Source organism: Trichocoleus desertorum AS-A10, assembly GCF_039962155.1.
Taxonomy (GTDB): Bacteria; Cyanobacteriota; Cyanobacteriia; order FACHB-46; family FACHB-46; genus Trichocoleus.
This window is the reverse complement of record NZ_JAMPKN010000003.1, coordinates 81,360-104,056: the sequence shown is the minus strand read 5'-3', so window position 1 is coordinate 104,056 and position 22,697 is coordinate 81,360. Positions and strand designations below refer to the sequence as shown.

Sequence of the window (22,697 nt, the reverse complement as noted above, 5' to 3'; positions counted from 1 at the left end):
ACTCCTGCCTATTGAGATGCACGACAGGACGTTTGTCCTTCGGTGGTCGCAATTTCGCCTGCTTCCATCAGCATCTTGAAGCGGCGCAACTCGTCGCCAATTTGCTGTTCGGGTTCTTCGCCCAGAAGTTTAGCGATCGCGGCGGAGACGGCCCCACCGGGAATGTTGTACTCCATCACCACTTTGACTTCAGTACCCCGTCCACCTGTGGCAGGTTGGAAGCGGACAAAGCCAGAGTTATCAACATCAGCGTTTTCGGCGGAAGCCCAAGCAATTAGATGATTTTCTTCTTCTTGAATGATGTCAGCATCCCACTCGACGCTGGTGCCCAAGGGAGCGCTAGCAATCCAGTGCGATCGCGTGTCGTTGTAGGCGGTGACAGATTTGAGGTGCTTCATGAACCGGGGGAGGTTCTCAAAGTTACGCCAGAAGCGGTATAGCTCTTCGGCAGACTTGTTGATGGTGACAGTTTTTTCAACTTTGATGCCTTTGTTGAGACCCACAGCGTCTTGAGCTTGCTGGAGCACTCCCTGAGCTTTTTGCACAGTGCTTTGCTTAGTCACACCTTGATAAAGCAATCCCCCGCCTGCGACTGCGGTCAGAACGCCCCGGAGCGATCGCTGTTGTAAACCTGCAAGCACCAAGGCACCTCCCCCGATGAGAGAGGCCCAACGCTCAGCATCACTGGCCTCGCTACTGCCAGACTGGTTAGGCACGATTGGCTGATTACTACTTTGTTCCATTTGTTTTTCCTTTAGAGTTTCAAATTTGAGTTTGTTAACTAACACCTAGCTGAGCCGAGAGGAAAGCAGCATCTTGTGAGCGTTGTAGTAACTCACAGACCTCGCGATCGCTAGTTTGTGGAAACGCTTCGTACCAGGCTCCCACCGAGGCAAATCGCTCTGGCAGCACAGCACAGATGATGGCGTCCACTTGGGGGCTGAGCTGCTCGTAAGCTTGCCGCGCTCCTACCGGAACCGCTACCACAATTTCTTGGGGTTGGTGTTGCCGCACTGCCATGACTGCGGCTCGCATGGTGGCTCCTGTGGCTAGACCGTCATCTACAAGAATTACGAGCTGGTCTGAGATAGACAGCACCGGACGATCGCCTCGATACAAATGCTCGCGGCGTTGCAGCTCTTGTTGTTCGCGCTGCGTCACCTGTTCTAGCGCGGTATCGGAGATCTGTTGCATCTCCACTACATCTTGATTCAGCACGCGTACATCACCTGAGGCGATCGCGCCCATCGCTAGTTCTTCGTGACCAGGAACACCCAGCTTCCGCACTAGAAAAATGTCTAGCGGCACATGGAGGGCAGCAGCAATTTCAAAGGCGATCGGCACCCCACCGCGAGGCAAGCCTAAAACCAGCACATCAACGCGATCGCTATACTGCGTCAGCAACGATGCTAGAAATTGACCTGCTTCAGTTCGGTTTTGAAATCGCTTCATGATTCAATCTCCTGACCAGCTTAGAGAGCTAGTGATCTGCAATAGCCTGCCACCTCAAATCTTGGCTGCGGCACCAGAGGTAGGTTGAGGGGGGCTGACGGGGCCGACACTAATGCGAGCATGATAAAGATCGGCGACTTGCTGCTCATGCTTGGCAATGTCGATCTCCATGTCATCAAAAATTAGAGTAGTGGTGGGGTCGGTCAGTTTGTTACGCAGGGCATAGGTGTCTACAACTCCCGTTTGCAAGTCACCCAAGGCTCGCCGCAAGATCGAAATATCATCGGTACGAGTTTGCAGCCAACCTTTAAGAGTCGCCAAGGTACCGCTGGCGACTGCTTGCAGAGATTCTTGCTCCCCGAACAGCCGTAACCTTGCTTCTAGCTTCTGGATATGTTGTTTCTTAGCAGCGCAGACATGCTGAAAGACAGACCGCAATTCACCGTCATCTGTCTTCTCGGCATACTGCTGGAAAGCTTCTAAACCGTAACGCTCTCCGGCGATCGCTGTATTAATGGCGCTAACGATCTCCTGCTTACTAGAGCCACCCCACTCTTCGCCTAACTTCCACCAACCTGCATCGCGATCGCTGACATCAGGCAGCGTGGTGTCAGGAATGCTCAGCCCCAGGCGAGTCAAAATCGCAGTGGTAAACATCGGCAAGTCACCTGGACGACGAGAGGTGAGTAGATTGCCATCTACAACTAGCGGCTCATCCACATAGTTAGCTCCTGCATTCTGCATATCTTTGCGAATGGCTCGGAAACCTGTGGCAGTGCGACCTTGAAGTAAGTCTCCCTCAATCAAAACCTGAGGACCGTGACAAACCGCTGCGACCAACTTATTTTGGGCGATCGCATCTTGCACGAAACGCACCGTCTTCATATTGGTCCGCATTTTATCGGGAGCCATGCCACCCGGAATAATCACTGCATCAAAGTCAGCGGCACGGGCTTCTGTAGTAGTGCCATCAGGTTCCTGCGACACTCTGCCTTGCTTGCCTTTGTACTGCTCATTCATGCGAGAACCGAGAACCACCACTTCGGCCCCAGCTTTTTTCAGAGCTGTATAAGGAACGTGAAACTCTGAGTCTTCAACACCGTTTTCAATTAAAATGGCAACTCGTCTCGAAGAGGCGGGAGTTCCATTCTGAGCGTAATTGGATACCATAATTGAATTCCGTACCTCTGATTGCGGGCATTAATGCTGCAATGAAACACGCAAGCATCAATGGTTGTAGCCGAAACTAATTCTTGAATTCTTGTCAGTAGATAGAGAAATAAACTAAATCCAGAATTAACTCGTCTTGTGACTCATCACCTGGCTTATTAAGTGCAAAGGTATAGATGCTTACCGAGCCGCAGCCGTTGATTGAGTCAGTCTGGCTGCAAGTAGCGCTTTCGCCCGTTCTGCTCGTCTGTTCTCTTCTTCCTGTAATTCCTGGAAGAATTGAGTCAACTCGCTGTCGCCCGCTTCCTCCGCGTCCTGAATATAGACTTCGCAAGTGGCAGCCCCTTCTAAGGCATGGTAGAGCACACTGACTAGGTCGTACTGCTCGTCGCTAGTGCCAGTCGTATGTTCGCCGTGATGAGACATGGTGATCCTCCTAAGGGTTGGCACATTAATTGGACGCTTATGCTGTGTAAGCACGTCTCAGCGTACGTCCGCCAAGGACAACCTCTCCTCGCCCTACAGACAGATCTCAACCAAATCTCAGTAGACCTCACTCAACGGCTCTCAAAGCTCTCAAAGCTAGGAAATATAATTTCAAGCTTTTGGCCTGCACTTCGTCGACTCTTCTAAATTACCTACTCCTCAAGGGGGGAAGTTGATAGCTAACTTCTGCCTCAAGCAGCATGGAACTTTGCCAAAATTTGGCGTTAATGAGTGCCTATAGAGCGCCTTGATCACTTGCATTCAAAGTTATGTTCGGGTGCATTCCAAAACTCCAGCGATCGCCTTGCTTCTCCCCCAGCTGGGCTGCTATTTACGAACTTTCCCAAAACGACATTCCTGACTCGTTCAATTAGTGAGAAACAGCATCCTGTCCATTTAGCAAATCTTTTTGTTATGAGCCAGAGCCTATCCACCACTGACAAATCGACCACCCACAAATCGACTCGTTGGTTTGCGCTTGTACTAACTCTGATTTTAACCTTCCCCTTATTTGCTGCCTGTGGCGATTCTCAAGTCACCTCGCCTCAGCAACCGCCTACTTACAACACTCGTAATGACAGGCAATATGCGCCTCCCCGTAATGATACACGGGTAAACCAAGGGTTGAACAACAAGCAGAAAGTTGCCATTTTGGCTGGAGCAGCCGCGCTTTACTATCTTTACAATCAGCATCGCAACAAACAGGCGCAAGGGCCAGAAGGACAGTATTACCTCTCCAAAAATGGTCGAGTTTACTACCGGGATGCTCAGCGTAAGGTGCATTGGGTGACACCACCACGAGAAGGCATTCGAGTACCTGAAGCAGAAGCTCGACGCTATCAAGAGTTCCAAGGCTACAACGGTCGAGAAACAGGTCGTGACCTCCGCGATCTAGCCGCAAGTGGTGAGCCCGCTCCCGCTTATTAAATATAGGTTTAGGTAGTGATTAGTTGCTACAGGATAGTTGCTACAGGACACATTGAAAAACTGCTGCTCAGCGGTTGTGGATACAGGCTGAGATAGATTGAGCCTCCGTGAGCAGCTTGATAACCAAACCGAAATAGGAGATCCATCATGGTTGATGATTTTTTCCGGAGAATGCAGGATGCCCTACTGGGAGATGACCCAGATGTGAACTATGACCGACGGGTCCGCCCGGCTAGTGAAGACCCCTACGGCGATCCAGCGGACCAACCTCCCTACGGTAACGTGCGTCCCGCCAGCGAAGACCCCTATGGCGACCCCGCTAACCAAGCTGGCTACGGTTACGATCCTTATGGCAACGTGCGTCCCGCTAGCGAAGACCCCTACGGTGACCCTGCTGACCAAGCTGGCTATGGCGTTGGCTATCAAGACCCCTACGGCAATGTCCGCCCGGCTAGCGAAGACCCCTACGGTGACCCTGCTGACCAAGCTGGCTATGGCACGGACCCATTTAGAAATATCCGCCCCGCCAGTGAAGACCCCTACGGCGATCCCGCAGATGACCCCCGCTACCGGAGAAACGTTCGTCCCGCTAGCGAAGACCCCTACGGTGACCCCGCTGACCAAGGCTGGTAAAGCAATTTAGATTGATGTTGTAATTAGAAAAACTCCGCCTAGGCAAAAACTGGGCGGAGTTTTTAACTATTTGTCAGAGCCTGACGAGACGCGATCGCCCTTACTTTCGAGCCTTCACAAAGAAGGTCGTCATGTCTTGCCATACTCCTGCATCCGTTGCCAACTGCTCAATTTCTGCTCGATATTTCCTCTGAAGTTGCTCCAGTTGTTGAGCAGATAATAGAGATAAGGGATTACCTCTTGGGTAAAAACTACTTTCGCTCCAGCTTAATCTACCGTCATCTAAGCTCAAATAGCATCCAGACGGCTCAATTACAACCTCAATCTCTCTGAAACCCGATTGAAGCAACAAATTACGACACTTCTCAGGCGTGTTAAGCGGTTCGTTAATGTGAGGTAAGGAAAGATTGAATAGCTCTGTGTAAACTTTGCCTTGAAGTGGGGCCAAGTAAGCAGTGTCAGCAGGACAGGTAAAAGCCACAAATCCTCCTGGTCTCAGAAACCGATACCACTTCTCTAAGGTTTTAGGAATATCAGGCAAATATGTGATCGCAGAGCAACAGAAAATTACGTCAAAGCTTTCGGGCATAAAGTCTACAGCTTCTGCATCTGCTTCAACGAACTCAATGTTTGTTAATCCTAGAGGTTCAACCTTCCGCTTAGCCTGAGCCAGCATCCCAGGAGAAAAATCGACTCCCACCACGTAACCCTGCACTCCAACTTTTTGTGCCGCCGAAATTGCCACTAATCCAGTACCTGTAGCAATATCAAGCGCTCTTTGATGCTTTTGCAAGGGTACAAAACTTAAGAGCTGGGCTGCTTCTTGAGGGTGCCGAGAACCTTCTTGGTCATAGGCAATTCTCTGATTAAAGAAATCAATCACCTGTTGCTTGTATTGATTCATGAACTTTAGAACTAGGTGTTTCTAAGCGATTGCCTATTACCCTATCCAAATAATCACTCTGATTTCCCTTACCTCTCAAGCCGTTATCTATCTAATTGCAGAGGGCCAACCGAGCGAAACAGTTGCAGTCCCAAGGACACGCCCCATCCTTATTCCTGCGTTTCTGCCTATTTGTGGAGTGAGTTCAGATTTATCTTCGTTACCTTGGCAACTATAGAACTACAAACTATAGAACTGCAAAACAGAGAGGCAGGGCAATGGCTAACCAAACCTCATCTGGTGCCAAGTCAGGACCAGGTTCAGAACCAGGACTGAACGCGAGCCAACATGTGGACGCACCAGAACTGAATGAATATACCAATCCCGCATTGTTTAGCGACGAAGCGGAAGGACCAGAAGAGATTGCGGATGATGACGTGCCTCAGGAAGTCACAGAATCCTATGGCACGGGGGTGAAAGATCAACCAGGTTGGACCACTGGCGGACGCACCATGCACAACCGCCGACAGGCCTACAACGAGACTAGCCCAGAGCTGAGTGGTGGAGATGTTGATGCAGCCTGGACCATGCACATGGAAGGCGAAGAAATGGTAGGCGGCACCGTCGCCACTCCAGACCAAGATATTGTGGATGACCTAGGCGCAGCAATGGGCACAGAAATGCGCGATCGCGAAGACTTCTACGGTAACGACAAATTTACTCAGCGAGATGAGCATCGTTGGGACTTAGATCCTGCCTCTGCTGAGGATTACCAAAATCGACATCAAGAAGAGTAGGGATTCACCAAATTAGATTTGCAGTTATGTTGGGCAGGGTTCACCTGTCCAACTAATTAAAGTTAACTGGGTGACAGATTCATCCCCGGAGAGATTTGCCCCTGAGGGATTTGTAGTTATAAGGATACAGAGGTGATGCAACTTAAGCCAATTAGTCAGCAAGTAGTCGCGATCGTGGGTGCCTCTAGTGGCATCGGTCGCGAAGCAGCGCTGCAATTTGCTCAGCGAGGGGCCAAGGTAGTCGTAGCGGCTCGGAGCCAACCTGGGCTGGATTCTCTGGTGACGGAGATCCAACGGACCGGAGGTGACGCGATCGCTGTGGTTGCGGATGTTGCCGATATGCAACAAGTCCAGGCGATCGCTGACAAAGCAGTAGAACGTTACGGTCGCCTGGATACTTGGGTGCATGCTGCTGCTACGGGTGTGCTGGCTCGCTTTGAGCAGATTACCCCAGAGGAATTTCAGCGGGTGATTGATGTCAACCTGATGGGGCAAGTTTACGGCGCGAAGGCAGCGTTACCTTACTTAAGGCGAGAAGGTCGGGGTGCCCTGATTCATATCTCCTCCATGGAAGGTCGGCGGAGTCTGCCACTGCAAAGCCCTTATTGTGCGTCCAAACATGCGCTGCAAGGGATGTTGGAGTCTCTGCGGGTAGAACTGCAACATGAAGGGATACCAATCAGCGTCACCAGTGTTCTGCCCTCTGTGATTAATACGCCGTATTACAACAAGGTAAAGACCAAGTTGGGTGTTAAGCCCACTGGAATTCCGCCTTATTATGATCCGCGCTTGGTCGTAGATGCAATTCTGTATGTGGCTGAGCATCCCACCCGCGACTTTATTGTGGGAGATGTCGGTCGAGTGTTGGATGTGGCGCAGCGGATCTCTCCTCCTCTAATTGATGCCGTTTTAACAGTCGTGGGAATTCCAGGACAGCACACCACTGAGCCAGAATCAGAAGCTTCTCCTGATAACGTTTTCGCTCCGATCGCTGCCGCTCAGGGACTCGATCGCGTAGATGGTGATTTTGGCAACCTAGTTATTCCCAGCGTTTCCGATTGGTTCGCCATGCGATCGCCTTTTGCCTGGGGCGCAGTGGCGGGAACAGTGGCAGTGGGAGCATTGGCTTTGCTAGCCAACGGAATGCTCAATAATTCTCAGCAACCTTAATAAGAATCTACCCCCCAGCCCCTGCCCTAGTAGGGAAGGGGAGCTAGGAGCTAGAGCCATAACCCCTTTTCATAGCCCCTCTCCGCGTCGGAGAGGGGTTGGGGGAGAGGTCATCTAATTTAACAACCGGAAACTTCTACCTCTTCATCTTTAGCCCAGTTAAAAAACCCAACCAAGGAGTTCTATATCATGCAACTTAAGCCGATCAACCAACAAGTGGTTGCGATCGTCGGCGCTTCTAGTGGCATTGGCCGAGAGACCGCGTTGCAATTTGCTCGCGAAGGAGCCAAAGTCATTGTTTCCGCCCGAAACCAAGCAGGATTAGATTCCTTAGTTGAGGAAATTCGGCAAGCAGGCGGAGATGCCACCGCGATCGCGGCAGATGTGCGTGAGTTTAAGCAAGTCCAGGCGATCGCAGACAAAGTGATTCAGCAATATGGCCGCTTGGATACCTGGGTGCATCTCGCGGCGGTAGAACTCTATGCCTCGTTTGAACAGACCACCCCGGAAGAGTTTAAGCAAATCATTGATATCAACTTAATGGGGCAAGTGTTTGGCGCAATGGTGGCGTTGCCCCATCTAAAGCGGGAAGGACGCGGGGCGCTGATTCATGTCTCTTCTGTAGAGGCGATCCGAGCCTTACCGCTGCAAAGTGCTTACGCTTCTTCTAAACATGGCATCAACGGCTTTCTCGAATCGCTGCGGGTGGAATTGATGCACGACAAAGTGCCAGTCAGCGTTACTGAAGTGCAGCCTGCTTCGATCAATACACCCGTCTTTGACAAAGCTCGCACTAAGTTAGGGGTAAAGCCTATGGGGGTGCCTCCGCTCTATGCGCCCGCCGATGTGGCGAAAGTCATTCTTTATGTGGCCGAACATCCCACGCGCGACATTGTGGTGGGAGATGCAGGTAAGGCGATCACTCTACTCCAGCGGTTGTCACCTCAACTCGTGGATGCCTTCATGCGCCAGAGTGGGTTTGAGGCTCAGCGCACTGATAAACCCAAATCTGAAGATGCTCCTACCAACTTGTATGAGCCGATCTCTGGATACGACCAAGTAAACGGCGAGTTCCCCACTCAGCCCAGCCTGACCACTTGGCTCGATACTCACCCCACCGTCACTTGGGGGGCGATCGCAGCCACAGCCGCTTTAGGAGCAGCCGCACTCTTGGGTTGGGGCAACGAAGTTTAGATAGGTGAGGATGGAGAAACGACGATGGCAAAACAGCGTAAAACCAAACAGCAGATTCAGCAAATAGCGCAAGCGCAACTTGGCTACGAGCAACTCCGCCCTGGCCAAGCTGACGCGATCGCCGCCCTCCTAAGAGGACAGGACACACTAGCTGTGATGCCCACAGGGTCAGGTAAATCTGCCATTTATCAACTTGCTGGGTTGCTGATTCCAGGCGCTACCGTGGTCGTTTCACCGTTACTCGCGTTGCAACAAGATCAAAAAGCAGCCATTGAAGCCCAGAAGTTAGCAGAGGTTGGTGTGGTCAACTCCACGATCGCTGAGTCTGAGCGAGCCGCTGCCTTTGCACAGTTAGCCGAGTCGAATCTAGAGTTTCTGTTTTTAGCTCCTGAGCAATTCAACAACGAGGAAGTGCTAGAGCAACTCCAAGCAGCCGCACCTTCGCTGTTTGTGGTCGATGAAGCCCATTGCATCAGTGAATGGGGCCACGATTTTCGACCCGATTATCTCCGCTTGGGTACGGTGATTGAAGCTTTAGGTCATCCGTTAGTTCTGGCTTTGACTGCTACCGCTGCTCCGCCCGTACGGGAAGAAATTGTCGATCGCCTATGCATGCAAAAGGCCAAGGTTGTGGTGCAAGGGTTCGATCGCCCCAACATTTGGTTAGCGGTAGAACGTTACGAAGACACTCGTGAGAAACAGGAAGCTCTACTCGATCGCGTGGTGCGGGCTGAGAAACCAGGCATTGTCTATGTAGCCACTCGCAAACGAGCCGAGGAGCTAGCGGAAGCCTTAGAAGAACAAGAGGTGAAAGCCGTGGTCTACCACGCTGGGAAATCCCCTCAAGTTCGTGAAGCTGCTTATCGCGCTTTTATGAATGATGAAGCAGAAGTGATTGTGGCGACGACTGCATTTGGGATGGGTGTGGACAAACCAAATGTGCGCTTCGTTTTCCATTACGACATTAGCGACTCCATCGATTCCTACTATCAGGAGATCGGTCGAGCCGGACGCGATGGAGAATCGGCTCAGGCAGTTTTGTTCTACAACCCCGAAGACTTTAACCTGCGTCGCTTTTTTGCCAGTGGCGGCAAAATTGAGACTGAGGATGTGGAGCAAGTGGTGCAGGCGTTGCAAGAGCGCGAGGAACCAATGGCTCCCCGCGAACTGCAAGAAACTACGAACTTGTCCCGCTCCAAACTCAAAAATACCCTCAACCGTTTGGGCGAAGTAGGAGTCCTAGAGACTTTGCCTAACGGGGAAGTGGTACCCAACGAATCACTCCCTGACCTAGAAGAGGCCGTCGAGGAAGCAGTGCGCCTGCAAGAACATCGCCAACAATATGTGCGATCGCGAATTGAAATGATGCGGGGCTATGCCGAAGTACGCGACTGCCGACGCCGTTTTGTTCTCAATTACTTCGGTGAAGGCCTTTCAGAATCTTGTGGTTTCTGTGATAACTGCAAAGCTGGAATCACGAATGAGCCAGAAACAGGTCATCAGCCTTTCCCTATCAACAGCCAAGTGGTGCATAAAAGCTGGGGCATAGGCACAGTCATGCGCTACGAAGGCGACAAAATCACTGTGCTATTTGAAACCGTTGGATACAAGACGTTAGGCGTGGGCATGGTGCTACTGCGTGGCTTGCTCAAGCGGATGGATACAGCTGTCGCAGATTCAACCATTAGGAGCTAATCCTTAAGGAGTTACAAACCACAAAGGGGATGGGATGAACACACAGTTAATTGAAAAGCAAATTCACTTCGCTGGATGCAATGTTTCCTATTTAATTGGGGGACCGATCACCGCTACACCACCAATCTTGTTTGTGCATGGCTGGGGCGTTTCGGTAGAACCCTATCAAGAGATGCTGAGCCTCTTGGCCCAACGGTATCGGGTGATCGCTCCCTACTTACCCAATCTGGGCAAAACAACGGGATCAAAATCTGTCTGGAATTACAACGATTACACCCAATTTTTAATCGACTTTATTAACATCCTTAATTTAGAAAAAGTGCATCTGATCGGTCACTCCCTAGGCGGTGGCATTTCGGCCCAAGTTTCCGCCACGCTGCCTAGTGTCGTAAGCAGCCTAGTGCTGATTGATAGCACAGGGATTCCTTCTGGCACCATTCCAGATGTGTTGCCGCGTCGCTTGGTGGAAATGTTAGGTCAGATGCCTCAAGCTCGGTTGCCGCAGCTTCAGCAGATTTTTCAGGCTTTTACATACAACTGTTTCTTTCATCTCCAGAATGTCGCTGAAACCCTGAAGGTAGCTTTGGAAGGAGACCTGAAACCGTTACTTCCCCAGATCCAAGCGCCTTGTCTCCTACTTTGGGGTGGTCAGGATTTAACAACCCCTCTAAGCGTGGCTGAAGAGTTTTTAGGTCATATCCCTAACTCTCAGCTTATTGTCGTTGACGAGGGATTTCATGAATGGAATTTATTCCTTGTGGAAAAGTCCAGCAGCATTATCTTGAATTTTCTGGATGGCATCGAAGCAAAGCAGCAGGTAGGTATAAAGCTTGATGAGTTCCTTATTCAGCGTTGATTGGCGAGAGCTATTTGTCCCTAATCTCTCTTTGGTTGAGCTTTTTGTACGGGGTTCAATTGTTTATCTAGTCTTGTTTGGGGTTCTGCGATCGCTCCCTAGTCGGCAATTAGGCAGCTTGGCAATTACAGATTTGTTAGTCGTAGTTTTATTTGCTGAGGCTGCTCAGAACGCGATGGCGCGAGACTATACTTCCATTACAGAAGGGGCGGTTCTGATTGGCACCGTCATTTTTTGGAGCTACGCTCTCAATTGGTTAGGCTTTCGTTTTCCAGCGGTGCAGCAATTCCTCAATCCCCCACCCTTGCTCTTAGTTGAGAAAGGTAAACTGTTACGGCGCAACCTGCGGCGAGAACTGATCACGGAAGATGAATTAATGAGTCAATTTCGCCAACAAGGGATTGAAGAACTTGCAGATGTCAAGGCTGCTTATATGGAAGCGGATGGCAGTGTTAGTGTCATCCCAGAGAAGCCTCGATCTGTGGCTTATCGGACTTTGAAGCGTGACGTTGTGACCAAAGGAGCTGAATAACCAGGGGGCAAGAAAGGCGCTAGCTCAAGGAATGCGCTAGCTCAAGGAATAGGACTGCACCAGAGCCAGCATTCCTTCTGGCAACGTAGCCCCATGCAACTTCGCCCCTGTCAGATTGATGCCTGTCCATTGAGTATGGCTCAAATCTGCGGCAGTCAAAATAGCATCCGTTAGGTCAGCCCGGATTAAACTGGCACCTAGCAGGTCAGCACTGCTCAAATCTACGCCTTGCAACGTCGCTCCAATCAGATCTGCTTCATATAAGTGAGCCCGCCGCAGATTAGCCTGATACAGATTCGCTCCGTGCAAGTCGGCTTCCCCTAAACTAGCGCGGCTGAGATTGGCTTGAACCAAGTTTGCTGCTTTTAGTTTCGCTCCCACCAAATTAGCTCGACTAAGATCAGCTTTGACTAAATCAGCTCGGGTCAAATTAGCAACTCTCAAGATTGCGTCTATCAAACGGGCTCGGCTCAGAATGACACCCGTTAAATTAGCGCCTGTTAGGTTAGCGCCACTCAGGTCAGCGCCGCTAAGATCAGCGCCACTCAGGTTCGCGCCTACTAAATCAGCTCCTTTCAGGCTAATTCCCCTTAGAATGACTGCCTGTAGCGGTGCTTTTGGTAGTTCTATGGCACCAAAATCCTTCTCACCCGCTGTATAACGCTTTAGCAGCTCATTCACATTCATTCTGACTCACACCTTATCCCTAGGAAGCTATGGGGATCATAGCCCAACCTCTCTAAGGTGGAAGTGCGTAGTGTGATACAAGGGCAGGGCGATCGCCTTAACCTAATATTTGCAGAATATCTTTGGGAACGGAGAGAGAGGGATTCGAACCCTCGTTAAGTTGCCCTAAACAGCATTTCCAGTGCTGCGCCTTCAACCACTCGGCCATCTCTCCTGGGGGGTCTGCACTGCTTATTTCAGCACAGGATTTCTATCTTAGCAAATACTACCAGAAGTGGCTAGGTTTTGGCGAGTTATTTCTAAATAAGCTTCCATCATTTATTTTTACTGACCTAGATCTGACTTTTATCTGACTTTTACCGCTATAAACAAAAATCTGCATCAGCTAATGTAATTTATATCACCCGCTTGAGAAGCTACGTTCTCGTAAGGCATCTAGCCAATTGCCTGTCGCTGACGCTGTTACTAACGGCACTAGACTGACTGTCGCTAGTAACACCACTGACTTTTCTCTGAAATTATTCACCTACCTATTGCTCTATGTCTTCTCTAGGAGTTGAGTTCAACCCCTATTTCGGCTTGGAGGAAAAGCTTTGAACTCGAAGGCTCAGATGAGCAACTCATTTCCACTCTCTACCTCTGCTGTAGCGGTGGACTCAGAGCGATCGCCTGCCCCTAGCTTAGAACAGCAGGTTGCCAGGTTAGATTTGGCACTGTTACAGGCTGTCCTGAATTCATTAGGTCAAGGTTTTGTGGTGGTGTCCCCCACCCTCCAGCTGATTTATTGGAATCAGCGGGCGGTAGAACTGTGCCGTTGGTTCCCGCCCTCGCGCTCAACTTTGCCAGAGGAGCTGGAAACTTTTTGTCGCCTCTTTCTGCGACGCAATTGCCCAGAGAGCCAGGTAGTCTTAGCGGATTACCAAATTGAGCCGACGATGAGACTACAAGTTTCGGCTCGCTGGCTCAAAGGTCTGCCCAACTCCGGTGAACCAACTGCGGCGGCTGATCTAGAACAGGCAATCTTGATTGTGCTGCAAGATCGGCAAGCAATCCTGGAAGAAGAATTGCAGTTGGTGCAGACACAACTGGAACTGACCAAACGAGAAGCCGAGATTTGGCTGTTGCTGAAACAGGAGTATAGCTACCAAGAGATCGCCCAAACCTTGCAGGTCAGCCTTAACACCGTCAAAACTCATATCAAAAATCTTTACTCGAAAAAACGGATTTATCAGTGCTAAGCGCCTAGATTTGTCCCAGCGATGGCCAAAAGCTGGCACAGTTATAGATAGTCCATTGTCATTGTGGTACTGAGTTTCCTGCGGAAATTCTCTGCTACTGAATGGACAAATCCCTGATTGCAGTGCTTGCACGCTTTGAGATTCATGACCCGTTCCTATTCTGTTCGCATCCATTACCGCCAGAAAGGTACCCACCACACGGTTCAGGTACCAGAAGATCGCTATATCTTGCATAGCGCCGAGAACCAAGGCGTAGAGCTACCCTTTGCTTGTCGCAATGGGGCTTGCACGAGCTGTGCGGTGCGCGTTGTCTCTGGCGAACTCGATCAGCCGGAAGCAGTGGGTCTCTCTCCCCATTTGCGCGATCGCGGCTATGCCTTGCTCTGTGTCAGCTACCCCCGCTCTGATTTAGAGGTAGAAACTCAAGACGAAGATGAAGTCTATGAGCTGCAATTTGGTCGCTATTTTGGCAAAGGCAAGATCAAAGTAGGTCTGCCTTTGGACGAAGACTAGAATTGCCGCTTGAGGATTTGAGGTTTTAGATTTGAGATTGAGAGTGAGCCGAGACCAGGAGCGATCGCGTTTCCAGAGCTGGCGGTGGTGGCAAAGGTTGGGAGTTGACTGCGGCCTCTGGTTGCTAGTAGCTTCACTGACAGCCTGCCAAAGCCCGATGTCAGCTCAAGGCACCTTAGTAAAAGTGGAGCAGATCGCCAATGGACAGGTGATTGAGATCAGCCCTGCTAATAACTCCCCTGGTACACCAGAACGAGTACGGCTGATTGGCATTGATGCACCAGATTTAGCCCAGCAACCTTGGGGACCCGCCGCTAAGCAACAACTAGAGCGTCTGATCGGCAGTAAGCCTGTGCTGCTAGAACCTGGACTAGAATCTCGCGATCGCTACGAGCGAACACTGGGCTACATTTGGCTAGATGGTAAGCTAGTCAACGAAAAGCTAGTAGAAGCGGGCTATGCGTTGGCAGTACCGCGATCGCCAAATACCAAATACGACCAACGCTTAAAGCGTGCCCAAGAAAAAGCCAGACTCATGGGGGTGGGCATTTGGAACCCTAACGAACCCATGCGCCTGACTCCGGCAGAATTTCGCGCCCAAAATCGCTAGTTAATGCACACCTTCGAGTTGCTTCTCTGGTTCTGGAGCCTCGTTGGGGATGCCCAGGATGTCGTTATAGAGGTTGGAGTATTCTCTAGCAGATTTATCCCAGCTAAAGTCGGTGTGCATGCCGCGTTGCTGCATTTCCTGCCATTGCGGCTTGAAGCGGAAGCCTTCCCAAGCGCGGACCATGCAGGTATAGAGATCCAGCGGTTCGTAGCGATCGAAGCAGTAGCCCGTACCTGTATGATTCATCGGGTCGTGGTGGCTGACGGTATCTACCAGACCACCTGTGCGGCGCACAATCGGGACACAGCCATACCGCATTGCCAGCATTTGGCTAATGCCACAAGGCTCAAACCGGGAAGGCATTAAGAAAGCATCCGATCCCGCATAGATGCGCCGCGCTAAAGCATCGTTGTAGAGCAAATAAGCGGCCATGCGACCCGGATAGCGAGAAGCAATTTGCCACATTTGGGTTTCGTAATAGCGATCGCCCGTTCCCAACAAAATAAACTGGGAATCTGTGTAAGACATAAAGCGATCGAGCACTTGAATAATTAAGTCGATGCCCTTCTGCTCCACCAATCGGGTCACAATGCCAATCAAGAAAGCTTTAGAGTTGACTTCTAACCCCACTTCTTCTTGGATCGCAATCTTGTTAGCAGGGCGGCGATCGAGCGTATCAGCATTAAAAGTTTGCGTCAGGCGCTTATCCGTTTCTGGATTGTAAGAATCCATGTCAATGCCATTGACAATGCCGCTCAGCTTGCCACTGATGAAAGACAGCAACCCCTCCAGCGTTTCCCCGTAAGCAGCGGTCTGGATTTGCTGGGCGTAGGTGGGCGAAACGGTAGTGACTCGGTCGGCATACTGCACGGCTGCCGCCATCGTGTTGTGGCCTTGCATATACCAAGGGCACCAAGTCATCTGCTCTAGCTTCCAGCGCCACGGCCCTTGGTATGCCAGGTTGTGAATGGTGAATACAGTGCCAATATCAGACGTTTGATGCATCCAAACCGGGATCATGCCTGTATGCCAATCGTGGCAGTGAATAATATTTGGCTTCCAATAGTTCCAAGCAAACTCAGCCGCTCCATTGGAAAACAGGGTGAACCGCCAATCCTCGTCCTCACCAGAGTAAATATGCCGGGGTAGGAAGGCTGGGTGGTTAAACAAATACAGGGGTACATCAGTCCCAGGAAGCACACTTTCGTAAACAGAAAATGTCTGGAACATGGCGCTACCCGACCAAACAGGCTCGGCTGGAATTGACATCTTATCTGGCAGGAAGCCGTAGTAGGGCATAAAGATGCGGACATCGTGGCCCATCTGGCGCAACACTTGTGGTAGGGCACCGACGACATCTCCCATCCCACCCACTTTGGCAACTGGGGCTGCTTCTGCGGCAACAAACAGAATTCGCATGTTAATTCCTGTATCCCCTGAAATGGTTAGCTGAACAGGTCAGATTGGCAAATTGGCCGAACTAGTAACGTCATCATACCGACTCCTGCCCCTTTCTCTCTAGCTGCCTGGATGGCGATCGCACTCCATGCCCTATTCCTCTGCAAACTTCACAAAAAAAGGCACCCACGAGAGGTGCCCCTACAGTACAAGGCAAAACTAAGTTAGCTACGCATTTCAGCAGTAATCTGATTCAAGATTTCTTGGGCACCTTGCTGCTTGGCCTGGTTGGCTAGCTCTGTACCTAAGCGCTCGGCTTCAGTGGCAGGGCCTGTAATGCTCTCTTTGATGATGGTTTGGCCGTCTAAGCTGGCAACTAGTCCGGTGAGGGTGAGGGCATCGCCGTTAATCTCGGTGTTCACGCCGATGGGTACTTGGCAACCCCCTTCGAGTTCCCGTAGGAAAGAACGCTCAGCATAGCAGCGCTGCGCGGTAGGGGTGTGCTCTAAGGCTTTGATCACGTTCAGCACTTCTGCGTCGCCTTCACGGCACTCAATCCCCAAGGCACCTTGGCCCACAGCGTGGAGAGACACCTCAGAAGGAATAGCTTGGTGAATGCGATCGCCCATCCCTAAGCGGTGCAAACCCGCAACTGCCAAGATCAAAGCGTCATACTCACCTGCATCCAGTTTGGCGAGGCGGGTGTTGAGGTTGCCGCGCACGTCTTTGAAGCTGAGGTGGGGGTAGTGGTGACGCAGTTGAGCCAGTCGCCGCAGGGAGGAAGTACCGATGACGGCTCCAGCGGGTAGGGTGGCGAGCTGTTTGTCTTTATGCTTTTCGTGAACCACTAGAGCATCGGCGGGGTTTTCGCGCTCGGTGACGCAACCTAGCATCAGTCCTTCGGGTAGGCGGGTGGGCAAGTCTTTGAGCGAGTGGACGGCAAAGTCAATCTCGTTGTTGATCATGCCTAGCTCTAGTTCTTTGGTGAACAGCCCTTTGTCACCAATTTTGGCGAGCGCGACATCAAGGATTTTGTCGCCTTGGGTGCTCATGGTGTGCACTTCAAATGTCCGATCCGGGAAGGCTTTTTGTAACTGTTCCTGAACCCAGTAGGTCTGAACTAAAGCCAACTGACTTTTACGCGAACCGATGCGGATTGTGCGAGCAGGACTGGAAACAGCGGAGGACATAAGGCAGTGCAGTGAAAGGGTTTTCTTAAAGTCACTCTTTCCAGATTACCGCAGCGATGGACAGCAGAGGCTTGAATGACTGCTGTTGAATGGTTACAGATGATTAAGTTAGTAGGTATTGTTGGTTTTGGGAAAATCCGAATCCTTGGGGGCGCTTGCCCCCAAACCCCCGCTGAGGGACGGCTGCGTCCCCCAGACCCCCTCCAGAAGTGAATTTTTGTGGGGTGTGCGGGATTAGGTTATTTGAGTTTTTGCTTGATGAATCCGGTGATTTGGACGAGTTGTTTTTTCAAGCTGTCAATGTCTGCTTGCATCTGATCGAGCTTGACGTTGAGGGCTGGGATGGCTGAGTTGGAGGTGGTAGCAGCAGTGGCAGGGGTGGTGGGTTTGGGAGTGGCGATCGCGGCTGGCTTTGGAGTTCTGGATTTGGCGATCGCGGCGCGTAAGGCTCCAATTAAGGCTTTTTGGCCGAAGGGTTTCTCGATGAACTCGAAGCGATCGAATAAGTCTGGCACTTTCTCGACGACTTCTTCTTTGCGCCCTGACATCAATACGAGCGGGATGCTTTGGAGTTCTGGTTGAGCTTGCATTTGCTCTAGTACTTCCCAGCCATTCATTCGCGGCATGAAGAAGTCGAGTAATACGATGTTGGGACGAATTTTGCGAATTAAATCTAGGCCCTCAACTCCGTCCTTGGCTTCTAAAAACTCAAAGCTGCCTTGTGGCAACATGTCCCGCACTTGCATGCGAATGGTTTTTCCATCATCGATGACTAAAATTTTTTGATTTGCCATGACTGATTACTAAGAGTTGAGGGTCGCCCCTAGGGCTACGTGGAGATTGAGTCTGCTTCAGTTTTCACGTTGCTCAAGAATTAATTAGCAGATTGAAACAATTTTTAGTGATTTAAACCATAAAAAAACTGCATTCATGAGCCTCAAATACTGAGCAACATGAATGCAGTTAGCTAACTCTGGAAGGAAATGTGATTTAAAGAGTGATTGAAATATTTGAGAGGGCTAAGAGATTTAGCTTGCCATCAAAATTTTTGATTTGAAAGCTCTGAGGCTAACTTACAAACCTGTTTCGCTGTCGTGCTCAGCAGTTGCGGAGTCAACACCCATTGGGGAAACTAGGTCACGGAAGAGAGTGATTTGCTGCTGGAATTGTAGACCTTTGATTTGCTCTAGCAGACTTTGGGCTTCAGCCGCGAGTTGATAGTTGGCAGGCAACGGAATGATGGTGCCAGCGTCCATACCCTGAGCCAAGCGATACCAGAACAACAACTTGGTGGTGTCACCTATGGAGCCATATTCACGAGCCAGCAAACCGTTTTTGTGTGTGATTAAATCACGTTGCAGTTGCAGCTGCTCTTCATGGGACATGTCCTTGACTTGGTTGAACAGCCCTTCAGCGATTTCAGGAGAAACGGTGCTAGCGCCAGGAGCAGCAGGCGTAATGGCTCCACCCATCTCTTTGTAAATGAAATAGAACAGCGCCAATTGCTGATCCACATCTAAGCTTTGGAAAGCTTCTACATTACTTCTAATCGTTTCGTCTTTCGTGAATGTCATCGGGATCTCACTCATACAACTCCTGCAAGGTAACAGGGGATTTACATCTCTTAAACCCACTGAAGATAGAGGTAGCCAAACCTTACTACAGACAGAGGAAAAGTCTTAAAGGAAGCAGAGTATAAGGGGTAGTAGGTCGCACTTTGTCTGCGCCTATCTCAACTAGAAGAGTAGCTTGCGAGCGCACGTTTAGCAGACAAGGTTGCCACTATCACCGGAGCAGGCACAGGAATTGGCGAAGCGATCGCCCACCAGTTTTGCCAAGCAGGAGCCAAAGACGGCTTAAAAAATAAAGAGATTCATTTCGTGAAGTAAGCGATCGCTACCATTCATTTGAGGAGAACAGATCGTATGCAACTGGCAGGGAGAGTGGCACTAGTCACAGGAGCCGGATCTGGAATCGGTAAAGCCGCAGCTCAACTCCTGGCTAAAGAAGGAGCCAAAGTAGCCGCCTTAGGCCGCAGTGACGATGATGTGCAACAGACCCTAGAAGAGATTCAAAAATCGGGTGGAGAAGCCATCCCAGTACTAGCTGACATCTCCCAACCTGAGGCGATGCAGCAAGCGATTCAGGCGATCGCAGATAAATGGGGCAGGTTAGATATCGTCTTTGCCAACGCTGGCATCAATGGCGTTTGGACTGCCTTAGAAGAACTAGACCCCGACGAGTGGGACAAAACCCTCAACGTCAACCTCAAAGGCACCTTTCTCACCGTCAAATACGCCATCCCACTGCTGAAGAAGCAAGGCGGCTCCGTGATTGTTACCTCCTCCGTCAACGGCACCCGCATGTTCAGCAACACCGGAGCCACCGCCTACGCCTGCTCCAAAGCAGGTCAAGTCGCTTTCACCAAAATGGCTGCCCTGGAACTCGCCGAACACCGGATTCGCGTCAACGTCATCTGCCCCGGAGCCATCACCACCAACATCGACGAAAACACCGAACGCCGCGCCCTAGAAGACATCCAAGAACCCGTCGAATTTCCGGAAGGCAAAATCCCCCTCACCGACGGCAAACCAGGCACCTCCGAACAAGTCGCCCAGCTCGTCCTTTTTCTTGCTTCCGACAACTCCAGCCACATCACAGGTACAGAAGTCTGGATCGATGGCGCTCAATCATTGTTGCAAGGGTAGTGTGGATCTCCTTGCTGTGAGGCCTAACCCCCAGCCCCTTCCCTGACAGGGAAGGGGAGCCAGAGAAGCCAGAATTAAAACATAGCCACCTCACACAGAAGTTACCTCTGGAGGGGGCCTGGGGGACGCAGCCGTCCCTCAGTGGGGGTTTGGGGGCAAGCGCCTCCAAGGGCTCGGATTTCCCAGACTTAAACCGATAAAAATCAGGTTGAACCCACATGCCACAAGTATTTGGAAAACTCCCTACCACTACCCAATCCTGGTCCACCATTGGCGCAGTTCAATCCATTCAAAAAGACGATCGCACCCTTCACCTCGATTGTGGTGGCCCTAAACTCGCGATCGGCATCCTGGCTCCCAACCTGATTCGCGTCCGCCTTGCCCCCACAGGCACCTTTCAACCTCGTCGCTCCTGGGCCGTCACCAAAGACGACCACGAATGGCCCGCCGTCTCCTTCGACCTCGAAGAAACTCCCACTACGATTGAAGTCAAAACCAAGCAGATCCGAGTTTCAATTCAACGAGACACCGCTCAACTCACCTGTTTCGACCACCAAAACCGCCCCTTCGCCCAAGATGTTGCCCCTGGTATGGCTTGGCGGACAGGCGCGATCGCCGCATGGAAACAGATTGAAGCCGACGAACACTTCTACGGATTTGGAGAGCGCACTGGGTTCCTCGACAAACTCGCCGAAGTCAAAACCAACTGGACTACAGACGCCCTCGACTACGGTTCTCTCAGCGATGAGATGTACCAAGCCATTCCCGTCTTTATGTCGCTACGGCCCAAAGTGGGCTATGGCATTTTCCTCAACAGCACCTACTGGAGCCAGTTTGACATTGGCGCAGATCAAGCAGGGGTGTGGCGGATGGAAACCCGTGGCCCCGAACTTGACTACTACATCATCTACGGTCCCACCCCCGCCCAGATTATCCACACCTACACCGAGCTAACCGGACGGATGTCTCTGCCACCTCAGTGGGCGATCGGCTACCACCAATGCCGCTGGAGCTACGAATCTAAAGATGTGGTGCAAACAATCGCCCATGAGTTTCGTCAGCGTCGGATTCCCTGCGATGTCATCCACCTCGACATCGACTACATGAATGGCTATCGGGTCTTCACTTGGAATCCCAAACGCTTTTCCCAACCTGACAAACTGATTCGCAACTTGGCTGAGGATGGCTTTAAAACTGTAACCATCGTTGATCCTGGGGTGAAATACGAGCCAGAAGCTGACTATGCCGTGTTCGACCAAGGGCTAGAAAAAGACTACTTTGTCCGGAAAGCGGATGGACAACTAGTTCACGGTTACGTCTGGCCCAGCAAAGCCGTATTTCCTGACTTCTTACGCCCAGAAGTTCGCAGTTGGTGGGCAGATTGGCACAAAAACCTGACGGAAGCGGGTGTAGCAGGTATCTGGAACGACATGAATGAACCTGCCCTGGACGATCGCCCCTTTGGAGACAATGGCAACAAAATTTGGTTTCCCCTCGATGCGCCGCAAGGCCCGAAGGACGAGCAAGCTACCCACGCCGAAACCCACAACCTCTATGGCTTAAACATGGCGCAAGCTTCAGCCGAAGCCCTAGAAAAACTCCGCCCCACCGATCGCTCCTTTGTCCTGACGCGATCGGGTTATGCGGGTGTGCAGCGTTGGTCCTCTGTCTGGATGGGAGATAACCAATCGCTGTGGGAGCATTTGGAAATGTCTCTGCCCATGCTCTGCAACATGGGGCTATCAGGCGTGCCGTTTGTGGGGTGTGATATTGGGGGATTTGCAGGCAATGCCACCGCAGAGTTATTTGCCCGCTGGATGCAAGTGGGGATGCTGTATCCCCTGATGCGCGGCCATTCCTCAATGGGGACAGCACAACATGAGCCTTGGGTCTTTGGCGATCGCGTGGAAGCCATTTGCCGCGAATACATCGAGCTACGCTATCGCTTGCTGCCTTATCTCTACAGCTTGTTCCGGTCAGCCGCAACCACAGGGGCACCCATTCTGCGCCCATTGCTCTACCAATATCCCAACGACCCCAAAACTTACAGCTTATACGACCAAGTGTTGCTTGGTCCTTCCTTGATGGCAGCGCCAGTTTACCGTCCGGGTGTGGAGTGTCGAGCTGTTTATTTGCCAGCAGGGACTTGGTACGACTGGTGGAGTGGAGAGCAGTTTGAGGGGCCAACTCACATTCTGGCTGATGCACCGCTAGAACGGATGCCGCTTTATGTCGCCGCCGGGAGCATCATCCCGATGGCTCCCGTGATGCAGTATGTGAATGAGCGATCGCTAGACGAACTTAGGCTACGAATTTGGCCCGGAACTGGCGAGTGGACTCATTATGAAGATGATGGTCATACCTTTGAGTATCGGGATGGTGCTTGGGCTACGACTCACTATTGCGTCTTCCCAGAAGGTCAGCAAATCGTGGTAGAAATTGCAGCGCGGCAAGGCAACTGGACACCCAGCGATCGCGAAATTATTGTGGAGCTCGTGGGCATCGGTGAACAGCGCTTTCAGGATGATGGTACAGCCCACCGCCTCACCTTCTAAATC

Annotated in this window: 24 protein-coding genes and 1 tRNA gene; 14 read left to right on the top strand and 11 right to left on the bottom strand. The window is 51.2% G+C overall.

The window, feature by feature from the left end; all coding sequences use genetic code 11:
• Positions 1-8: 8 nt before the first annotated feature.
• The 4 genes from NDA01_RS07295 to NDA01_RS07280 all read right to left on the bottom strand — a co-directional run bounded on the left by NDA01_RS07295 (position 9) and on the right by NDA01_RS07280 (position 3,048).
• Complete coding sequence (locus NDA01_RS07295) at positions 9-743, bottom strand: SRPBCC family protein (RefSeq protein ID WP_348227419.1); 735 nt, start codon at positions 741-743, stop codon at positions 9-11.
• Between the two features lie 34 nt (positions 744-777).
• Entirely contained in the window at positions 778-1,452 is a 675-nt protein-coding gene (locus tag NDA01_RS07290) for a phosphoribosyltransferase (RefSeq protein ID WP_348227418.1), read from the bottom strand.
• A 54-nt stretch (positions 1,453-1,506) separates the two neighbouring features.
• A complete protein-coding gene (locus NDA01_RS07285) occupies positions 1,507-2,622 on the bottom strand; it encodes a DJ-1/PfpI/YhbO family deglycase/protease (protein ID WP_348227417.1) in 1,116 nt (371 codons plus the stop codon).
• A 180-nt stretch (positions 2,623-2,802) separates the two neighbouring features.
• On the bottom strand, positions 2,803-3,048 hold the full coding sequence (locus NDA01_RS07280; RefSeq protein ID WP_190551542.1) for a hypothetical protein: 246 nt from the start codon (positions 3,046-3,048) through the stop codon (positions 2,803-2,805).
• Between the two features lie 474 nt (positions 3,049-3,522).
• Between NDA01_RS07280 and NDA01_RS07275 the strand changes: the two genes are divergently transcribed.
• Entirely contained in the window at positions 3,523-4,035 is a 513-nt protein-coding gene (locus tag NDA01_RS07275) for a hypothetical protein (protein ID WP_190436682.1), read from the top strand.
• Positions 4,036-4,182: 147 nt separating this feature from the next.
• Positions 4,183-4,668 (top strand): hypothetical protein, encoded by a 486-nt coding sequence (locus NDA01_RS07270; RefSeq protein ID WP_348227416.1) that lies wholly within the window; start codon positions 4,183-4,185, stop codon positions 4,666-4,668.
• A 100-nt stretch (positions 4,669-4,768) separates the two neighbouring features.
• On the opposite strand, the gene NDA01_RS07265 is transcribed toward NDA01_RS07270, so the two are convergent.
• Positions 4,769-5,572, bottom strand: a complete 804-nt coding sequence (locus tag NDA01_RS07265; RefSeq protein WP_348227415.1) for a class I SAM-dependent methyltransferase — start codon at positions 5,570-5,572, stop codon at positions 4,769-4,771.
• Between the two features lie 257 nt (positions 5,573-5,829).
• Here NDA01_RS07265 and NDA01_RS07260 point away from each other — a divergent pair, with 257 nt between their 5' ends.
• From NDA01_RS07260 to NDA01_RS07235, 6 genes are all read left to right on the top strand, one after another.
• On the top strand, positions 5,830-6,348 hold the full coding sequence (locus NDA01_RS07260) for a DUF6335 family protein (RefSeq protein WP_348227414.1): 519 nt from the start codon (positions 5,830-5,832) through the stop codon (positions 6,346-6,348).
• Positions 6,349-6,483: 135 nt separating this feature from the next.
• A complete protein-coding gene (locus NDA01_RS07255) occupies positions 6,484-7,518 on the top strand; it encodes an SDR family oxidoreductase (RefSeq protein ID WP_348227413.1) in 1,035 nt (344 codons plus the stop codon).
• A 189-nt stretch (positions 7,519-7,707) separates the two neighbouring features.
• Positions 7,708-8,712, top strand: coding sequence for an SDR family oxidoreductase (locus tag NDA01_RS07250; RefSeq protein ID WP_348227412.1), 1,005 nt, complete (start codon positions 7,708-7,710; stop codon positions 8,710-8,712).
• Positions 8,713-8,736: 24 nt separating this feature from the next.
• Entirely contained in the window at positions 8,737-10,407 is a 1,671-nt protein-coding gene (locus NDA01_RS07245; protein WP_348227411.1) for a RecQ family ATP-dependent DNA helicase, read from the top strand.
• A 34-nt stretch (positions 10,408-10,441) separates the two neighbouring features.
• A complete protein-coding gene (locus NDA01_RS07240; protein ID WP_348227410.1) occupies positions 10,442-11,263 on the top strand; it encodes an alpha/beta fold hydrolase in 822 nt (273 codons plus the stop codon).
• On the top strand, positions 11,241-11,795 hold the full coding sequence (locus NDA01_RS07235; RefSeq protein WP_190436663.1) for a DUF421 domain-containing protein: 555 nt from the start codon (positions 11,241-11,243) through the stop codon (positions 11,793-11,795). Before NDA01_RS07240 ends, NDA01_RS07235 begins: the two co-directional genes overlap by 23 nt.
• 36 nt (positions 11,796-11,831) lie before the next feature.
• On the opposite strand, the gene NDA01_RS07230 is transcribed toward NDA01_RS07235, so the two are convergent.
• Together NDA01_RS07230 and NDA01_RS07225 are read right to left on the bottom strand one after the other, a co-directional pair.
• Positions 11,832-12,482, bottom strand: a complete 651-nt coding sequence (locus NDA01_RS07230) for a pentapeptide repeat-containing protein (RefSeq protein ID WP_190551560.1) — start codon at positions 12,480-12,482, stop codon at positions 11,832-11,834.
• A 129-nt stretch (positions 12,483-12,611) separates the two neighbouring features.
• Positions 12,612-12,696, bottom strand: a tRNA-Ser gene (locus NDA01_RS07225).
• 379 nt (positions 12,697-13,075) lie between these two features.
• Between NDA01_RS07225 and NDA01_RS07220 the strand changes: the two genes are divergently transcribed.
• From NDA01_RS07220 to NDA01_RS07210, 3 genes are all read left to right on the top strand, one after another.
• The gene (locus tag NDA01_RS07220; protein ID WP_348227409.1) at positions 13,076-13,720 is read left to right on the top strand and encodes a LuxR C-terminal-related transcriptional regulator; all 645 of its coding nucleotides are present in this window, start codon (positions 13,076-13,078) and stop codon (positions 13,718-13,720) included.
• A gap of 144 nt (positions 13,721-13,864) precedes the next feature.
• Complete coding sequence (locus NDA01_RS07215) at positions 13,865-14,233, top strand: 2Fe-2S iron-sulfur cluster-binding protein (RefSeq protein WP_348227408.1); 369 nt, start codon at positions 13,865-13,867, stop codon at positions 14,231-14,233.
• 43 nt (positions 14,234-14,276) lie between these two features.
• On the top strand, positions 14,277-14,843 hold the full coding sequence (locus NDA01_RS07210; RefSeq protein WP_348227407.1) for a thermonuclease family protein: 567 nt from the start codon (positions 14,277-14,279) through the stop codon (positions 14,841-14,843).
• Here the strand turns inward: NDA01_RS07210 and glgA are convergent, their stop codons facing one another.
• Both glgA and hemC read right to left on the bottom strand, forming a co-directional pair.
• Complete coding sequence (gene glgA / locus NDA01_RS07205) at positions 14,844-16,262, bottom strand: glycogen synthase GlgA (RefSeq protein ID WP_348227406.1); 1,419 nt, start codon at positions 16,260-16,262, stop codon at positions 14,844-14,846.
• Positions 16,263-16,465: 203 nt separating this feature from the next.
• On the bottom strand, positions 16,466-17,431 hold the full coding sequence (gene hemC, locus NDA01_RS07200; RefSeq protein WP_190551569.1) for a hydroxymethylbilane synthase: 966 nt from the start codon (positions 17,429-17,431) through the stop codon (positions 16,466-16,468).
• 75 nt (positions 17,432-17,506) lie between these two features.
• Here hemC and NDA01_RS07195 point away from each other — a divergent pair, with 75 nt between their 5' ends.
• Positions 17,507-17,644: a hypothetical protein gene (locus NDA01_RS07195; protein ID WP_348227405.1), complete on the top strand. Its 138-nt coding sequence runs from the start codon at positions 17,507-17,509 to the stop codon at positions 17,642-17,644.
• 26 nt (positions 17,645-17,670) lie between these two features.
• Here NDA01_RS07195 and NDA01_RS07190 read toward each other — a convergent pair whose 3' ends face one another.
• Complete coding sequence (locus tag NDA01_RS07190; RefSeq protein ID WP_348227404.1) at positions 17,671-18,225, bottom strand: response regulator; 555 nt, start codon at positions 18,223-18,225, stop codon at positions 17,671-17,673.
• A 279-nt stretch (positions 18,226-18,504) separates the two neighbouring features.
• On the bottom strand, positions 18,505-19,005 hold the full coding sequence (locus tag NDA01_RS07185; RefSeq protein WP_348227403.1) for an orange carotenoid protein N-terminal domain-containing protein: 501 nt from the start codon (positions 19,003-19,005) through the stop codon (positions 18,505-18,507).
• Between the two features lie 351 nt (positions 19,006-19,356).
• On the opposite strand from NDA01_RS07185, the gene NDA01_RS07180 reads away from it, so the two are divergent.
• Both NDA01_RS07180 and NDA01_RS07175 read left to right on the top strand, forming a co-directional pair.
• A complete protein-coding gene (locus NDA01_RS07180) occupies positions 19,357-20,139 on the top strand; it encodes an SDR family oxidoreductase (RefSeq protein ID WP_348227402.1) in 783 nt (260 codons plus the stop codon).
• A gap of 218 nt (positions 20,140-20,357) precedes the next feature.
• Positions 20,358-22,694 (top strand): glycoside hydrolase family 31 protein, encoded by a 2,337-nt coding sequence (locus NDA01_RS07175; RefSeq protein ID WP_348227401.1) that lies wholly within the window; start codon positions 20,358-20,360, stop codon positions 22,692-22,694.
• Positions 22,695-22,697 lie beyond the last annotated feature (3 nt).